Below are 17,436 nucleotides of genomic sequence, written 5' to 3'. Positions count from 1 at the left end.
TATCAACTTTTACGCGCTAGCAAAAACTTCGAAATGTCGACCAGTTCTTTGGCATCATCCCCAAAATACGCTAAAGCGTCAAAGGCCTGATCATGCAAACTTTGCGCATACGCTTGTGCCTGTTCCAGCCCCATTAAGGCAGGATAGGTCGACTTCTGCGTTTGCTCATCTTTACCTGCGGTTTTGCCCAAGGTTTCTGTGCTGGCGGTAATATCCAGAATGTCATCTTGGACCTGAAATGCCAGACCAATAGTTTGCCCAAATTGACGTAATTTAGGAATCGCCTGATCCGTGCCCGCAAAGATGGTTACAGCACCCATCATAATCGCTGCCTGAATCAAGGCACCGGTTTTATTGCGGTGAATATTTTCCAATTCGGCCTGATTAACTTGCTTACCGGCCCCTTCTGCCTGCAAATCCAGGACCTGACCACAGACCATTTTTGAACTCGCGGTCGCCAAGATCTGTACCTGCTTCAACACAATCGCGGCTTCAGTTCCCTGGCCCTGTTCATCAAACAGACGACTACCCAGGATTTCAAAGGCCATCGACTGTAAAATATCACCTGCCAACAGTGCCGTATCTTCACCAAAGGCGACATGACAAGTCGGCTGTCCACGGCGCAGTAAATCATTGTCCATACATGGTAAATCATCATGCGCCAATGAATAACAATGGATCAGTTCAACCGCCACTGCTGCACGGCGGGCCGCTGCAAAATTGTGATTCGGTTGCAAAGACGCTGTGGCATAACAGAGTGCTGGACGAACACGCTTTCCACCAAGCATGACGGCATGATGAACAGCTGCTTTTAAAGGTTCTGGAATCGAAAATGCAGCCAATGCTGTCAATAAATCCTGTTGAATACGTTGTTGAGCTTGTTTTAAAACATCCGCATTAACTTGAGAAATAGATGACACAATTGCCTCGGGAAATCTTAATGGAAGGAAAATGACAAGACTTGCCAGAATGGCGACATCATAACACTATTTATCTGAAGAAATTGCATTTGTAATTTTAATCGATTCCAAATAATAAAGCCTTCAAATGAAGGCTTTATCACATCGTTCTCAGTAATGCCTAGAAGGCATCCCCAGGTACACGCACCCAGCCTTCCATCAATACACGCGCACTACGGCTCATAATGGCTTTTTTCACAGCCCATTTGCCATCAATCAGTTCGGCTTGAGCACCCACACGTAAGGTGCCGGAAGGATGACCAAAACGAACGGCTTCACGTTCACCGCCCCCAGCTGCCAAATTCACCAGCGTACCCGGAATGGCGGCAGCTGTACCAATTGCCACCGCGGCAGTTCCCATCATGGCATGATGTAACTTGCCCATCGACAAGGCACGAACCAGTAAATCGACATCACTGCTCGCAACCGCTTTACCACTTGAAGACGTGTACGATTTTGGTTTTGATACAAATGCAATTTTAGGAGTGTGCTGGCGTGCAGCTGCTTCTGAAATGTCTTTAATCAGCCCCATGTGCACCGCGCCATAGGCACGGATTTTTTCAAAACGCGCTAAAGCAGCTGCATCGCCGTTAATATGATCTTGTAATTCCGTCCCTTGATAACCGATATCTTCGGCATTCAGAAAAATGGTTGGAATGCCTGCATTAATAAATGTTGCGTCAAAGGTACCGACCTCAGGAACAGTCAATTGATCCACAACATTTCCTGTCGGGAACATATCGCTGCCTTCTTCACCATCATCTGCAGGATCTAAAAATTCAATCTGAACTTCTGCTGCCGGAAACGTTACCCCGTCCAGTTCAAAATCACCAGTTTCCTGTACTTCGCCATTGCTCACAGGCACATGTGCGATAATGGTTTTCTGGATATTCTTCTGCCAGATGCGTACCGTACAGATGCCATTTTCAGGAATACGGTCAGCATCGACCAAACCATTAGAAATCGCAAATGAACCTACAGCAGCGGTGAGGTTGCCGCAGTTGCCACTCCAGTCCACAAATGGCTGATCAATGGAGACTTGTCCAAATAGATAATCCACATCATGGTCTGGCTCTGAACTTTTTGCCAGAATCACGGTTTTACTGGTACTGGAGGTTGCACCGCCCATCCCGTCAATCTGCTTGCCATAAGGGTCCGGACTGCCAATCACGCGTAAAAGTAGTTGATCACGTGCCTTGCCTGCTACCTGTGCCGCTACGGGTAAATCATCCAGTTTGAAAAATACCCCTTTACTTGTGCCACCGCGCATATAGGTTGCAGCGACTTTGATTTGCGGTACTGAGCTCATGTCCATTCTTCCTTTTATCATATTCTTGGTGCAGCGGTATTTTGCATCTCAAATTACTGCACAGCCGTTATAAATACCATACGACCAATGGTGCCTGATTATATTTTCATGGATAAAATCTGTGCATTATATTGAGTATTTTTCATGACTTGTACAATGGCAAAAATGCGAATCCATCCGTCGGGAAAAACAAGAATCGGATTTTACGGTATAAATATGAAGCAAATTTCACATTAATATTAATCTAAATATATAATTTTAAATAATTTTTAAAAACAACTTTGCAGTCATGGCAATGCTGTACTTTTACTAGGCGAAAATCAATCAATCTATTAGAATAATCCAGTTAATTCCTCGTCGAGCTCAGTCCTTTGAACAACGATTCTTCTCAACTTCAGCGTGGACTAAAAAACCGCCATATCCAACTCATCGCGATGGGTGGAGCAATTGGTACGGGCTTATTTTTAGGTTCTGCGCAAATTATCCAGTCTGCTGGACCATCTATTATTTTGGGGTATGCGATTGGCGGCTTGATTGTTTTTCTAATCATGCGTCATTTAGGTGAAATGATTGTTGAAGAACCTGTTGCAGGTTCATTTAGTCATTTTGCTTATAAGTATTGGGGTAAATTTCCAGGTTTTATTACAGGCTGGAACTATTGGGTGCTCTACATCCTTGTGGCAATGACTGAGCTCACCGCCGTAGGTAAATATATTAATTACTGGTGGCCGCAAATTCCCGCCTGGCAGTCGGTCTTGTTTTTCTTTGTGGTGATTACCGCAGTCAACCTGACCAATGTTAAATTTTATGGTGAATCAGAGTTCTGGTTAGCGATCATCAAGGTGACAGCTGTCGTGGCCATGATCCTGTTTGGTCTGTTCCTCCTGTTCACTGCCGATGCAAACTCAACAGCTTCATTTAGCAACCTTTGGTCACAGGGCGGCTTTTTCCCGCATGGCTTCGATGGTCTGTTCTACATGTTGGCATTCTTGATGTTTGCCTTTGGGGGAATTGAACTGATTGGGATGGCCGCAGCAGAAGCCAAAGATCCAAAGACCACAATTCCTAAAGCGATTAACCAGGTGGTGATTCGTATTTTGGTATTCTATGTCGGTTCACTGGCGATCCTGTTGTCGCTTGTACCTTGGAACCAGCTCGATCTTGGTGGTTTGGATAAGAGTCCATTCGTGATGATTTTCAGTCAGATGGGGATCGGTTGGGCCGCACATTTACTGAACTTTATTATCCTGACGGCGGCATTGTCGGTATATAACAGCGGAATGTATGCCAATAGCCGTATGGTCTTTGGTTTAGCCCAACAAGGCAATGCGCCGAAAATCTTTACCAAAACCAATAAGCAAGGTGTGCCAGTTCCAGCAGTACTGCTCTCTGCGTTCCTGATCTTTGGCTGTGTGTTACTTAATTACTTTGTGCCTGAAGATGCCTTAGGTCATTTGATGTATGTCGTGGTGGGTGCTTTGGTTTTAAACTGGGCCATGATCAGCTTGACCCATTTGAAATATCGTCGTCATATTAAAACTGCACAAATCAAAACCTCATATCCTGCGCTGTGGTCTCCATTCAGTAACTATCTGGTGTTGGCCTTTATTGGTGTTGTGCTGTATATCATGTGGCAGCAAGGCTTTAAAGAATCAGTGCTGATGATTCCAATCTGGATTGTACTGATGTTTATTTTCTATAAGTTTTTAAATCGTAATACTGAAAACTAACAGTTGATCGGTTTCCTCAAAAAGTGATTGCGTTTGCAGTCACTTTTTTGTTTATAATCATCAAATTATGCGCTTATAGCTTAACTGGATAGAGCAGTTGCCTCCTAAGCGACCGACGTGGGTTCGAGTCCCGCTGAGCGCATAGCCCTTTTAATGAAGCTTGCCTTCCACAAGCTGCTGGTTAAGTAAGGTTTTCGCTTGGGTTTGCAATTGTTCTGCTTTGACCGTTTTTCCTGCGACTGACTTTGCCTGATCATTAAAATAACTAAAATGAGATTTCTCATTTTTTCCTGCAAATTTTAATGCCACGATTTGATTCTGGTTAAATGCATTCGCCCATGTATCTCTGACTGCGCTCCAGTAAGCTGCATTCTTCTTCCAGTAATCATAAGCAGCCTTGAAATCATAGCCTTCAACTTTATTGTATTGGTTAACTCCCAGCTCACGGGCAAGTGCCGTATTGGTCTTGGTATCAAATTTAATATTGTCTTGCTCATGCACCCACCCCGTTGCAGTAAGTGCATGGCGATTAATCCCAATAATCACGTCATAATCATTACGCGTGGTATGCTCACGGCGTGGTAACGGGCGGTAGGTTTCATTCGATACCCACTCCACTGCACCATTATCTTTGGTCCATGTACCCAAGCCTGCATAACGAGGAGAATCATCAACTTGCCATACCGTTTGCAGCCATTTGCCTTTGCTCTGTTCTGGCTTTAAATCAATACTTTTCCAGCGATAATCCCCAATATAACTCCACATCTTGGTCGGTTCATATTCCCAGTCCTGACGCCAGTGCTTCACCACGTGCCCCTCTGCAACCAAAATATGCTGTAACGACACTTTATTTGGCGTATTTTCTAAAACCACAACAGTTTCATAACCACTGGATAGATCATCTTTTTTAACTTTATAGTCTGGTTTGAGTGAATAAAGCTCTTCAAAGCGGAAATCAACTTTGTATTCTCCTGCCATTTTCAGGATGGCCTGACGCGCTTGTTCTTGTGTCAGATTTTCATGCAAAGATTGCTGTTGTAAAGCATCCGCCAATTTTACTGGCTGTTGTGCAGCATTCACACTACTGATCCCCATCATCAGTGCAGTTACAAAAACATAAGACAACTTAAGCTTCATATAAAAATCTCAACTCGACGCTAAATTACTGAATCAATTAAATAAAGCAACTTCCCCTAGTTCAGTCGCTTGTATCTTTTTGAAATAAACCTGTAAAGCATTGTAAATTATTGTGAGAATGATTACCATTTAATTTATGGAATAATTTTCATTGCGATTAACTATTGTGAATATACTCTCTCCTCAATTTTGTTCTAAACCTAATATTTTATTTGCTTCTCTTTTAGCAGCAGGTTTGATTTCTCCTTCTGTGTATGCAGCCGAGCAATCAACTTATGCAGTTAATAAAACACCTCTGCATGTTCTCGATACCATTGTGGTAACCGGCACACGTTCAGAAAAAAAATTAATTGATAGTCCGATTCGAACTGAAATTATTGATGAAGAAGAATTAAAAAGAACCAATGCCATTACCTTAAAAGATGCTTTGGAAAATATTCCAGGCATCTTGTTAAGAGAAATTCATGGCAAATCAGGTTATGAAATTTCATTACAAGGTCTGAGTAGCGATCAGGTGCTGATTCTGATTGATGGTCTGCCACTTGCTGCCAGTACCAGTTCTACTGTTGATTTAGATCAATATTTAATTGGAGTGATTGAGCATATTGAAGTTATTAAAGGCGCAGCTTCGGCACAATATGGCTCATCTGCAATGGGTGGTGTGATCAATATCATCACTAAAAAAGTGCAAGACGGTGTTGCCATTTCAGGGCAAGTCGATATTGGCTCTTATGGTAAACAAAATGCAAATGGTAAAAATACATCGATCAATAATCACCATCAGAAAGTCAGTATTGAAGCGGCAAATGCCACTTTAAAAGGTCGCATCATCGCAGACCAGTTTAGTAGCGATGGCTTTGCCGTTAATCCGAACGATTATCCTCAACAAGGTGATGAGCAAAAGCGTCAACAGTATGCATTTTATGGTGCATGGCAGCCTTCAGACCAATTTATGCTATGGGCAGATTTCAATGAATATAAAGAAAAAGATCACCAGCGAAGTCTAAATTTCGTTCCGCCATTTTATTTAAAACAATACAAACTTGAAGATATTGAACGCCAACGTTTCAGTGCGGGTTCACAATTTAATTTTATCAAAAATAGTAAGATCGATTTAAAAGCTGTCCATGAAACCTATGACTCAACCTCGACCCAAACTTTAGATAGATACCTTTCTGCTTTAAGACACTCGAATCAGGAAAATAATCATTTCAGCTCGCAACTGACGTTACCCAAATGGAATAAGCAAAACTGGCAATTGGGCTATGACTGGCATGAAGAAAAGTTAGAGCAAAGCAATAACGGTAAATTTGAGATGCAAGGCGGTTCGGTAAAGCGGGATCGGCATGAATTTTATGTTCAAAATGACTTTAATCTCGTACAAAACCTTGATGCTGTGATCGGCTGGCGTTTCCAGAATGATGATGATTTTGGCGATCACAATGCCTTTAAACTCAGTAGCAAATATCGTTTTTACGACCAGAATGATCTACTCGCCGATCTGCGCCTGAGTTATGGTCAAGGCTATCGCGTACCTAACTTAAAAGAACGTTTTTATTCTTTTGATCATAGTCACTTAGGTTATATCGTCATTGGCAATCCCAACTTAAAACCAGAGTCATCGGCCAGTTATCAACTTGGACTAAGTCTGGTTCAAAATGATCGCTGGAATGCGGATATCAACCTGTTCTGGAATGATATTCAGGACCTGATCCAAACCGATTTTGATCATGCCACGACGGTCAATGGCATCACTCAATACAGCTACAGCAACGTTGCCAAGGCGGAGACCAAAGGGATTGAAACATCTGCCAAATGGAAGCTGACACCTTATTTCTCGGTGAATGGTGCGTATACCTATACCGAAGCAAAAGATAAAACCAGCAATACCCTATTAACACGACGCCCCAAACATATTGCACGTTTAGGCGCAGATTATGCCTTGAATGATCAGCTTGATTTGACCCTACGCGGCCGTTACCAAAGCAATGAATACGGCGATAGTGCCAATCAGCAACAGTCGCCAAGCTGGGTGACATTCGACTCGCAAGTGGATTATCACATCAACAGATATATCAGTGCTTTTGCCGGTATCGACAATCTTTTCAATGAACAACGTAATTTTTCTAGTGCAGTAGATTATCGCCCGATTGCCGGTCGATATACCTACATGGGGCTTCGCTTTAACTGGAACAGCAATCTGAAATAATCTTTATAGGATCAATACCAATGTCTCATCTTAATTTCGCCAAGTTATTTGCTTTAAGTACCTTAAGTACCCTTCTGATCGCTTGTGGCGGTGGAGGTGGATCATCAGATAACAGTGGAACCAGCAATCCGCCTGTGACCAATACCGATCTATTTACAGTAAAAGGCAAACAATGGAGCATTACACCCACTGCAAATAACGCTTATTGTTATGATATCGACATGCAAGCGGAAATTTCATGTACCACAACCGACTGGGATCTCAAATTTGCAATGGGCACACGTACCCCACTTTTATTTACCAACAGTGGTGTAAGCGGTTCAGGCAATGGCGGTGCTCTTTATTCACCATTTGATGCAACATGGACAAACCTATCCAAAGAACTGGATGCAACACAAAGCGGCAGTTTACCAGCTCAGGCATGGAGTGTAGATGCATATAGCAATGCATTCATGGACACTTCATCGGGCAGCAACAGCTTCTTTGAATATGATCTGTTTGGTGATCATCGTATGTCACCAAACTTTAAAACTTTCTTGGTCACGACCGATTCAAGCGCTGCAACAGCAATTGGAAGCTATGAGAAACCTGTGTTTGCAGTGCAAATTTATAATTATTATCAAGGCACCACCTCAGGTTATATTTCAATCCGTTATATCAATACACAACTTCCTCATGACGTAAAAATCCTAACGATTGATGCGACTCAAGGCTGGAACTATGTTGATCTGATTACAGGTACCACCAGTAAAAATGTAACAGGACAATGGCAACTCGCATTTAATCGCTACAATGTTCAACTTAATCAAGGTATAGGCAGTATGGTTGCCTCACAACCAGCAGGATTCTATTCTGCCGACGGTAAACCAATCATTGATAAGTTTAAAGATAGTAATGCGTATGTCTCTACAGAAGCTGATTTAAAAGCAGCTGCTTCTACAACCAATATCAAATGGGGTTCTAACAGTATTACCTCCATTTTGAATCCAACCTTTAAGGGAACATACCCTCAAAAACTCACTTATGGCTGGTATAACTATTATCCAACCTTAAGTGCAGCACAGGCAGATGGTCTACAAGCAGCCCATATGCTAAAAGCGAATCCTGAGGGTGCAACAATCATTCGAGGAAATAAAGGCAACAGCTACGCTCGTCTACATCTCACAGATGTCAAATATGCAGACCCTAGCAACGCCTCAAGTGCCACCACATGGACCTTTGAACTGGATATCCAGCCAGCCAAATAAGTCATAAAAAACGGAGCCTCTGCTCCGTTTTTCTTTAGGTATATCTCAAAACTAGTCGATCACACGGATTGGGCGGATTCGTCTGATTCTTAACGTCATTTCTTTTACAGCATAATTGGTGGCAACAACCAACATAAATCCGATAATAAAAGAACCGACGATATCGAAAGGAAAATGTACACCTACAAAAACTCGGGATGCGCCCACCACCAGACTCAGCACCAAACCGACGATACCAATCTTTTTAAAACCCGCCAGCAAATAAGAGAAGGCAATAATCACAATGGTTAAAGTATGTTGGCTCGGAAAAGAAGATGAGGCACCATGCCCAATTAATTTATCGCCCAAATGCAGCTGGAATGGTCGAGGATGATGATAAAAGAATTCGATCACATCACTTATCACCAGTGAAAACAGCACAATCAACAAGGTTTTTGCGAACAGAAGACCATAGGTTTTCCACTGAAGCACCAATAACAACACCAGAAAACTAATAAAAACCGTATTTAAATCTTCAGCTAAAAAAATTACGATCTTGTCTAAAACAGGAGAATCCTTGGCAAACGTATTGATACTGTTAAACAAAGCAATATTTGTATCTTTAAAAATCATTTTACGTTGTTATCCATACTATCCATGACAGATTTATAGCCCTACCATACAGGACTAAAATGTAAAAATTATGAATTTTTATGGGTTATTCTGCACTGATTTGCAAACGCGGCTACACAACCGCTTCATTCGGAACAACAATCCAGCTTACTGAATAAATAGAGTCAATCACCTCTATTTATTCAGCTTAATTTTTTGATTTTGTTAGAATTTAAATTCTAAACCACTACCAACTACAGGTTGCTTATCTTTAGCATTGGCCTGCTCAAAAGTTGAATATCCACCATAACCATAGACTTTCACTTGTTTATTAAAGGCATAATCCGTACCGACAAGCAGTTGCTTGGCCTCGAAGTCAGCTGCGCCATTTTTAAAGCTGGTAGAGTTCTGGCTATATTGCGCCTTGACTGCCCATTTTGACTGATTAGGAAACTTGTACTCAGCACCGATTAACCAGCCCTGTGCATCATCGATATCAACTGCGGCCTCATCATTTCCTTTTTTATCAGTAACTTTAGAGGTTTGATATAAGGTTTTTAATGCCAGTCCTTCAATTGGCGTCAAACGTCCAATCACACGTACCGTATCAGCTGCGGCAAATACTTCATCAACTTTAGTTTCGGTGTCTTTGCTATTTAATAGGCCATGTCCCAAGAAATCACTTGGAATTGCCTTGTCATAACCAACACCAACCAAGAACATCGGATGGTTATAGCTCAACGAGGCAGACCAGGCATCGCCCAAACCACGTCCCGCGACATTGACACCACCATGCCCGTCATCCTCAATCCCTTTGCTCTCGCCTGTTGCCAGCAATACACTCGCTTCCAGATTACCTTCATATAATGCAATCTCAGGAGAGTCATACACCACGACATTATTGACCCGGTTCTCCCCGGTCATAATTCCCGTGATATCGGCTTTATTACTGATATAGTTATTAAAACTATCAACTGGGCTGGATAAATCTTTTAATGGGGTATTATGTTTACCTACTTTAAGTGTACCTAAACGGTCATCTTTCAAACCGATAAAACGATTACGTTGCGACCAGTCGGTTTTATCTCCATCGGCATAAAATGCCCATTCAGCCAAATAAACAGCACTTAAATGCTCGGTTAATTTTTCTTCACCTTTAATCCCGACAAATGAACTATTACTGTTCACTTTCCATACATCGCGGTTGGATGAATGGGCATTCATTTCAGGTAAATAATCCAGACTGGCATCAATTTCGCCGTATAATTTTGGCGCTGCAAATGCAGAACTTGCTGCAATACTCATCATTGTGACGAATAAAATTCTCATCTTCATTGTTATCTTCCTAACCATCTCAAAAAAAAATTAAAACAAATCTGTTTCGCTCTATTCCAAGCAAAAAATAAATAAACAGGGATTCAAATCAAATGATGTGCTTTTATATTTTCGACATAAAAGCACATGAATAATCAGAATTACAGATTATAAAATGGAAAAACACCAAATATCAAAGCACTACCCATAAGTACGCAACAGGTAATAAATGCCCACTTCAAGGTAAATTTTTGATGATCGGCCAATTCAACAGAAGCTAAACCACATAATAAATAGGTCGAAGGTACCAGTGGAGATAATAAATGAATTGGCTGTCCAATAATCGAGGCACGTGCTACTTCAACAGGGCTAATTCCATAATGTGATGCTGCTTCAGCTAAAATCGGTAACACACCAAAATAGAAAGCATCATTCGACATGAAGAAGGTTAGAGGCATGCTCAAAACCCCAGTGATCGGTGCCAGATAAGGTCCTAAGCTTGGCGGAATCACAGCGACGAAGCCTTTCGACATCGCTTCAACCATGCCCGTGCCCGATAGAATACCGGTGAATACACCTGCAGCAAAGATCACACCGACCACGGCCAATACGCTATCCGCATGCATCGCAATCCGTTTTTTCTGCATATTGACGCATGGGTAGTTCACCACCAATGCAATACAGAAGCCCAGCATAAACAGGATCGACATCGGTAAAATCCCTTTTACCAAAGACGCCATGAGTACCAGGGTAAGAATCCCGTTAAACCAGCGTAAGTGCGGACGTTGTGCTTCCGGATCTTTGGAAATGGAAATATTATCCGCATGGCTAATATCCACCAGTTCAATCACGCCCAGACGTTTGCGCTCATATTTGCCATAGAGATAGGCTAGGAAGAATAACCAGGCTGCTGCAATCACCATAGATGGAATCATCGGGATAAAAACATCACTAGCATCGACCTGAAGCGCACTGGCTGCACGTGCGGTTGGCCCACCCCACGGCGTCAGGTTCATCACACCACTACACAGCAACATCAAGCAGGTCATGATCAGCGGATTCATTCCCACCCGTTTATATAATGGCATCATGGCTGCCACACAGATCATATAGGTGGTTGAACCGTCACCATCCAAGGATACCAGCAGGGTTAAAAAGACCGTTCCTAAAGTGATTTTTAGTGGATCACCCTTCACTTTCTTTAAAATCCATCTGACTGACGGGTCGAATAGGCCCGAGTCGATCATTAAAGCAAAATATAAAATAGCGAAAAGTAACATTACGCCTGTTGGAGCAAGCTTCTTAATACCATCCAGCATGGTATTTCCAAGCTCAGCCAACTGAATATGGCTCAGGCTTTCAAAATAGAAACCTAAGCCCCAGGCAATAATAGCGAAGATAAAAGGGATTAAGATTAATGCAACCAATGCACTGAGACGTTTTGACATGATCAAATACATGAAACACATGATCATGCTGATACCTAAAAAAGTCAGCATTTAAAGCAATCCTTAGCCTGATAAGTTTTTTTTATGGGTAAACACCTTACCCGAATTAAGGACCGATTCTATGCGATTTAACTTTAAGCAATTCATTTAATTTTATTATATGCACACCCCACCCATTCACATGAAAAATGTTTTAAAAATTAAAGCGGGGTAATTATTATCAAATTTATGATTTTTAAAATATTATTATATACCGACCAATCAAAATAAGCTTTTTAAATGACCTATATTGATTAAAATAATGACACATTATGGTGCAACTTTTGATTAAAATTTAACACATTTTATTGAATGATAATTAAAATAAATATCATTTAATTATCCGGCGACACACTTGGCTAAAATACAAGCGGCTATCTGCTTATTTAAAAGGACTGGAAAATTATAACAATATACTTTCTAATTTATATCAGAAAATAAAAGAGTAAATTCATATTTTGAGAATAAAACCTATTTTTATTATTCAATTATCTTGTTTTTATGCGCTCTATATTCATTTGGTGAAATACCCACCCAGTTCCGGTAAGCTTTCCTGAAATTCGAGGTATCTGAAAATCCCAATCGTTCCGCAATTTCATCCACACTTAAACTGGTGGCTAAATATTCATCTGCCAGTCGTCTTCTGGTGCTATCTAAAATCTCCTGATAGCTCATCTCGAGATCTGCCAGACGACGGTATAAGGTCCTTTTGGATAAATGCAGTTGATCCGCGATTGCTTGCGCGGTCGGAAAGCCCCCGACCGAATCTAATAGTAACAGGCGAATGGTACGTACCAATTCCGGCTCTTGTTGCTCGTCCGCTGTACCCAGCATACGCGCACAAAAGGATTGGCACATGTCCGCCGTAATCGGATTGGCATTGGGACAGGGTTGATCTAGCCACTCAAGTGCAAAATGCCACTGCATCACATCAGCATCAAACTCCACCGGACAACGGAAGGCTTTTTGATATTCTTCGGCATAGGCCGGCGCAGGATAAGGCAGCAACAGTTTTTGCGCTTGAAACGGTGCTTCCAATACACATTCAATCAGGGTTTGAATGGAGCTGAACCAGAACTCGCACACCAACGGTAACAGCTTACCCAAGGCAATAATTTCATGACCTTCGAAAATGGCCGTGTTATTTTGAATATAAAAGGTTTTTTTGAGAACGGGGCCTGCAAGCTTGATATGGCGCATCCCTAACTCAGCAGCCTGTTGCAGATTGCGCGATGCATATAAGGCATAGCCATATACCCCAAAATCAGATAAGCGTTGCTTTTGTCCGGCACGTATTCCGATCAGAGGGTCTTTAGACAGGCGCTGGATATTCTGAAAAAGTTTTAACTTCTGATATTGAGAGACATTGGACGTGGCGCTGGTTAAGGCTTCAACTGCAATCCCCGTTCCTTCCAGCACAACGGGTATTGGATATCCTTGCTGCTGCATTTCATTAAGCAAACTGCTTAAGCCAAGTAAGGGAATTCCCGAACCGGTATCTGGATCATCATAGCGCCCTTCAATGACATTGTGTCCAGCAGCTGATTTACGCATTTTCTCACCTCTTTCCTTGAGTGATGATGCATAATGGCACGAAATTACTTTTTGTTGTCTCAATTTAACATCGACCACAAAGCACATCAATCATAAAGTCTATTCTACTAATAAGCATGAAAGGAGCAACAAATGACACTTTCAACTTCCCACGCTTTGGCTGATTCGGCAACTGAACATATGTATTCGGTTTTTAAGCAACAACGTCGTGCTTTTGATGCCAAGCCTTATCCGGAGCTGGATGATCGTCGCAGCAAGCTCGTCCAAATAAAAAAACAAATCATCCGTTATCAAGATGTGATTGCCACTGCAATCAATAGTGACTTTAGTTCACGCTCAGTTGATGAGTCAAAATTACTCGACTTGCTCGGTTCAGTACTCGAGGCAGAACATGCGATTCGTCATTTAAAACGCTGGATGCGCCCCAGCAAACGTCATACTGAATTGCTGTTTTTATCCAATCATCTTCGTGTGCAATATCAGCCCAAAGGTGTGGTTGGCGTGATTGTGCCATGGAACTTCCCCGTTTATCTGGCTTTGGGTCCCCTGATTGCAGCAATTGCTGCGGGCAATCGAGTCATGATTAAACTGCCTGAAGTAACACCGGCAACCAATGCCGTGGTTAAACGTATGCTAGCGGAAGTGTTTAGGGAAGATGAAGTGGCGGTGTTTGGTGAAGAAATTTTAGATCCAGCCCAATTTACCTCTTTGCCTTTTAACCATATCGTATTTACAGGTTCACCTGCGATTGGCCGTGTGGTAATGCGTGCAGCGGCAGACAACCTGACCCCGGTAACACTGGAACTGGGGGGTAAATCCCCTGCCCTGATTAGCCGTAACTATCCTTTAGCCGATGCAGCAAAGCGGGTATTACATGGTAAAGCGACCAATTGTGGTCAGATCTGTGTTGCCCCTGACTACGCATTAGTGCCAAAAGAAAAGGTGGATGACTTCGTTGCTGAATGCCAATCCAGCTTTACCAACATGTATGGGGCAAATATCAGCACTAACTCTAACTACACCTCGATTGTAAATGAGCGTCATCTCAAACGTTTATTAGAGATACTGGATGATGCACAAGCCAAAGGTGCTCAGGTGATTGCCTGTGGTGAATATGATCGTGACAAAGATGCACGCCGTATGCCGGTACATATCGTATTGAATTGCACAGCAGATATGCGGATTTTAAAAGAAGAATTGTTTGGTCCTGTGTTACCTGTTGTCGCCTACGATACTTTAGATGAGGCCATTCAATATATTCGTGCAGGCGAAAGACCGCTAGCCTTATATTGTTTTAGCCATGATGCCGGTGAACGAGATTATATTCTCAAGCAGACTCACTCAGGTGGGGTCACCATCAATGACTGGGGCTGGCATGTGGTCAATCATGATGCGCCTTTTGGTGGTATTGGGAACTCAGGCATGGGGACTTATCACGGCGAAGAAGGCTTCCGAGAACTTTCACATGCCAAAACAGTGTTTGCCCGTCATCGTTTCTTCCCGACCCAACTGTTCTATCCTCCGTATGGTACTTGGGTACAAAAGCTGGCCTTACGTTTCTTCTTGAAACAGGGCGATCCGAATATCAAATAACCTCTGTATCAACAGTAGGTTTAAAAAAGTATCTTGTCATGAGATGCTTTTTTTATTTTAGTCTTATGTGGCCTTGCATCTCTGCTGTTTAGCCCTAGATAAATTGAAGTGTGGCAGTCCCCGTACAATACGGCTTTCGCAGCAAAATTATTTGAATTCTGAAAATTGGCTTAAAAAACACCAAAAACTTAAATCATGAAGAAATAAATCTCATTTTTTACAAAAAATCTTTGACCAAATAAAAAACTTTTTTTTCAAAACTGCAAAAATAAATGATTATTATTTTAGAATAATATTTTATATTTATCATCACATTACCAATAAAAACACATATGTATATAAATTTTTTAAGATTTATTTTTGTCCACTTTCAGCGATCTGCTCATACTGTCGAGTTCATTTAGAACATTTACTCTTATTTTAATTATGGTATTTTTGTTACATGAAGTTATAGCCAATCACGATAGATAACTTTTTGTTGTCAGATCATAGCTTCTTAACACTTAAGAATCTTGAAGTTCAAGGAAAGATTAAAAATGAAATTAAAACATCTTAGCACTGCCATGATCTTAGCAACGCTACCTGCAACAGGAGTTTTTGCAGCAGCGTTGGACCGTTCAGGTCAATCTATGTCTGCATTTTTACAGCCGGGTAATTATTTTGAAGCGGGGATTTCAGTTTTAGACCCAACAGTGAAAGGTCAAGAAGCTGGTACATCGTCAACTACACGTAAAATTGGCGATATGGGCGACGATTACATGTTCCCTAGCGCAGCTTTAAAACTTCAACTGACTGATAATATTTCTTTCGGTTTATTATATGATCAACCATTTGGCGCCGATGCAAAATATAGTGGCGACAATGTTTTTGTATCAAATCCAAATGACGGTGTTTTGAATCAAAAATCTTTAAATGATTTATCAACTAGATCAATTAACCAATTAATTCAAGCGGCTGGTTCATCATTTGGACCAGCACTACAAGCGGTTACTGGAGCTACTGGTGGAGATCCAGCAAATCCAACCCAACAAGAAGTTTTAGGTGCGCTACAACAAGTTGCTCAAGGCGGTAATGCTACAGTCGCAGGTGGATTACAAAAGTTACAGCAAACTCAAGCCGCATTAAATGCAGCTAAGGGTTATCTTGGCTCAAGTACTGGCTCCAATAATACAGAAGTTCAAGTTGACACCCAAAACCTTTCAATGGTGTTCGGGTTCCAACCAAATAATAACCTTAATTTCTATGCAGGTCCTGTACTTCAAACAGTAAAAGGTAGTGTAAAACTACGTGGTGAAGCATATAGTGTTTATAATGGCTATGATGCTGATATTAAAGAAACAACTGGTGTGGGCTGGTTAGCAGGTGCTGCTTATCAGATTCCAGAAATTGCACTTAAAGCATCTTTAACTTATCGCTCTGAAATTGATCATGATGTAAAAATCAGAGAGGATCTTTCATTATTAGGCTTCCCTGGTTTAACTGATGTACTTGCAGGTCTAGGCGTTGATCCAAGTAAACTTGCAGGTTTAAATGCTGATAAGAAAACGAAAATCACAACTCCTCAATCGGTAAACCTTGATTTCCAAACAGGTATCATGGCCAATACAGTTGCATTTGCAAATATTCGCTGGGTGAACTGGAAAGATTTCTCAATCCAACCTTATAAATTTGGAGAATTATCGAAAGTATTGGGTGGTGCTGGTTTAGTCCCTGGGAAACAAAATGGTTTCAACCTTGTTGAATATTCTGATGACCAATGGTCTGTAAACGCTGGTGTTGGTCGCAAACTGAGCGAGCAATGGGCTGGTAACGTTTCTGTAGGTTGGGACTCTGGTGCAGGTAACCCTGTCACGACACTTGGTCCAACTGAAGGTTACTGGAACGTGGGTGTAGGCTTACAATACAGCCCGACTCCCGCAACCTTTATCGCGGGTGGCGTAAAATATTTCTGGTTAGGCGATGCTAAAGCGCAAACTGGTGCTCAAGCAGGTAGCGATGACTATGTAGCTAAGTTTGAAGACAACAATGCAATCGCATATGGTTTAAAAATTGGTTATAAATTCTAATCAAATGATTTAAATCAAAAGGTCATCTCAGGATGGCCTTTTTTTATACAATTTTAATAAATAAAATCAAAAGAATAGATAAATCCCCCTGCTCATTTCTCACACACAATCCATCTAGATAAAACATGAATGCTCAAGTATTTTTGGTGACCTTGCCAGTTCATTTATTGACATTTGTAAAATATTTAAGCCCATAAAAATTATGATACTTTTCGCGCCATTCTGTTACAAAGTGATTTG

At 41.5% G+C, this 17,436-nt stretch carries 12 protein-coding genes and 1 tRNA gene; 6 read left to right on the top strand and 7 right to left on the bottom strand.

What is annotated here, in order from left to right:
• Positions 1-2: 2 nt before the first annotated feature.
• Both IEV39_RS13490 and prpF read right to left on the bottom strand, forming a co-directional pair.
• The gene (locus IEV39_RS13490; protein WP_005288676.1) at positions 3-920 is read right to left on the bottom strand and encodes a polyprenyl synthetase family protein; all 918 of its coding nucleotides are present in this window, start codon (positions 918-920) and stop codon (positions 3-5) included.
• 160 nt (positions 921-1,080) lie between these two features.
• Entirely contained in the window at positions 1,081-2,268 is a 1,188-nt protein-coding gene (gene prpF / locus IEV39_RS13485; RefSeq protein ID WP_005288679.1) for a 2-methylaconitate cis-trans isomerase PrpF, read from the bottom strand.
• Positions 2,269-2,639: 371 nt separating this feature from the next.
• Between prpF and IEV39_RS13480 the strand changes: the two genes are divergently transcribed.
• Together IEV39_RS13480 and IEV39_RS13475 are read left to right on the top strand one after the other, a co-directional pair.
• A complete protein-coding gene (locus tag IEV39_RS13480; protein WP_005227016.1) occupies positions 2,640-3,998 on the top strand; it encodes an amino acid permease in 1,359 nt (452 codons plus the stop codon).
• Positions 3,999-4,067: 69 nt separating this feature from the next.
• Positions 4,068-4,140, top strand: a tRNA-Arg gene (locus IEV39_RS13475).
• 8 nt (positions 4,141-4,148) lie between these two features.
• Here the strand turns inward: IEV39_RS13475 and IEV39_RS13470 are convergent.
• On the bottom strand, positions 4,149-5,135 hold the full coding sequence (locus tag IEV39_RS13470) for a DUF6607 family protein (protein ID WP_005288683.1): 987 nt from the start codon (positions 5,133-5,135) through the stop codon (positions 4,149-4,151).
• A gap of 151 nt (positions 5,136-5,286) precedes the next feature.
• Here IEV39_RS13470 and IEV39_RS13465 point away from each other — a divergent pair, with 151 nt between their 5' ends.
• Positions 5,287-7,344 carry a TonB-dependent receptor plug domain-containing protein gene (locus tag IEV39_RS13465; protein WP_005288686.1) on the top strand — a complete coding sequence of 686 codons (2,058 nt, stop codon included), beginning with the start codon at positions 5,287-5,289 and terminating at the stop codon, positions 7,342-7,344.
• 20 nt (positions 7,345-7,364) lie between these two features.
• A complete protein-coding gene (locus IEV39_RS13460) occupies positions 7,365-8,591 on the top strand; it encodes an HmuY family protein (protein ID WP_005288689.1) in 1,227 nt (408 codons plus the stop codon).
• A gap of 51 nt (positions 8,592-8,642) precedes the next feature.
• Here the strand turns inward: IEV39_RS13460 and IEV39_RS13455 are convergent, their stop codons facing one another.
• The 4 genes from IEV39_RS13455 to IEV39_RS13440 form a co-directional block, all read right to left on the bottom strand.
• The gene (locus IEV39_RS13455; RefSeq protein ID WP_005288692.1) at positions 8,643-9,203 is read right to left on the bottom strand and encodes a phosphatase PAP2 family protein; all 561 of its coding nucleotides are present in this window, start codon (positions 9,201-9,203) and stop codon (positions 8,643-8,645) included.
• A gap of 204 nt (positions 9,204-9,407) precedes the next feature.
• Positions 9,408-10,517, bottom strand: coding sequence for a porin (locus tag IEV39_RS13450; protein ID WP_005288693.1), 1,110 nt, complete (start codon positions 10,515-10,517; stop codon positions 9,408-9,410).
• A gap of 140 nt (positions 10,518-10,657) precedes the next feature.
• Positions 10,658-11,995 (bottom strand): CitMHS family transporter, encoded by a 1,338-nt coding sequence (locus tag IEV39_RS13445; protein ID WP_005227013.1) that lies wholly within the window; start codon positions 11,993-11,995, stop codon positions 10,658-10,660.
• Positions 11,996-12,463: 468 nt separating this feature from the next.
• On the bottom strand, positions 12,464-13,537 hold the full coding sequence (locus IEV39_RS13440) for an AraC family transcriptional regulator (protein WP_005288697.1): 1,074 nt from the start codon (positions 13,535-13,537) through the stop codon (positions 12,464-12,466).
• Positions 13,538-13,669: 132 nt separating this feature from the next.
• Here IEV39_RS13440 and IEV39_RS13435 point away from each other — a divergent pair, with 132 nt between their 5' ends.
• Together IEV39_RS13435 and IEV39_RS13430 are read left to right on the top strand one after the other, a co-directional pair.
• A complete protein-coding gene (locus tag IEV39_RS13435; RefSeq protein ID WP_005288700.1) occupies positions 13,670-15,130 on the top strand; it encodes a coniferyl aldehyde dehydrogenase in 1,461 nt (486 codons plus the stop codon).
• A 536-nt stretch (positions 15,131-15,666) separates the two neighbouring features.
• The gene (locus IEV39_RS13430) at positions 15,667-17,196 is read left to right on the top strand and encodes a hypothetical protein (protein WP_005288703.1); all 1,530 of its coding nucleotides are present in this window, start codon (positions 15,667-15,669) and stop codon (positions 17,194-17,196) included.
• Positions 17,197-17,436 lie beyond the last annotated feature (240 nt).

It is taken from the genome of Acinetobacter courvalinii, assembly GCF_014635545.1.
GTDB classification, from domain to species: domain Bacteria; phylum Pseudomonadota; class Gammaproteobacteria; order Pseudomonadales; family Moraxellaceae; genus Acinetobacter; species Acinetobacter courvalinii.
The sequence above is the reverse complement of the archived record's forward strand: the minus strand, read 5'-3'. Positions and strand labels throughout refer to the sequence as shown.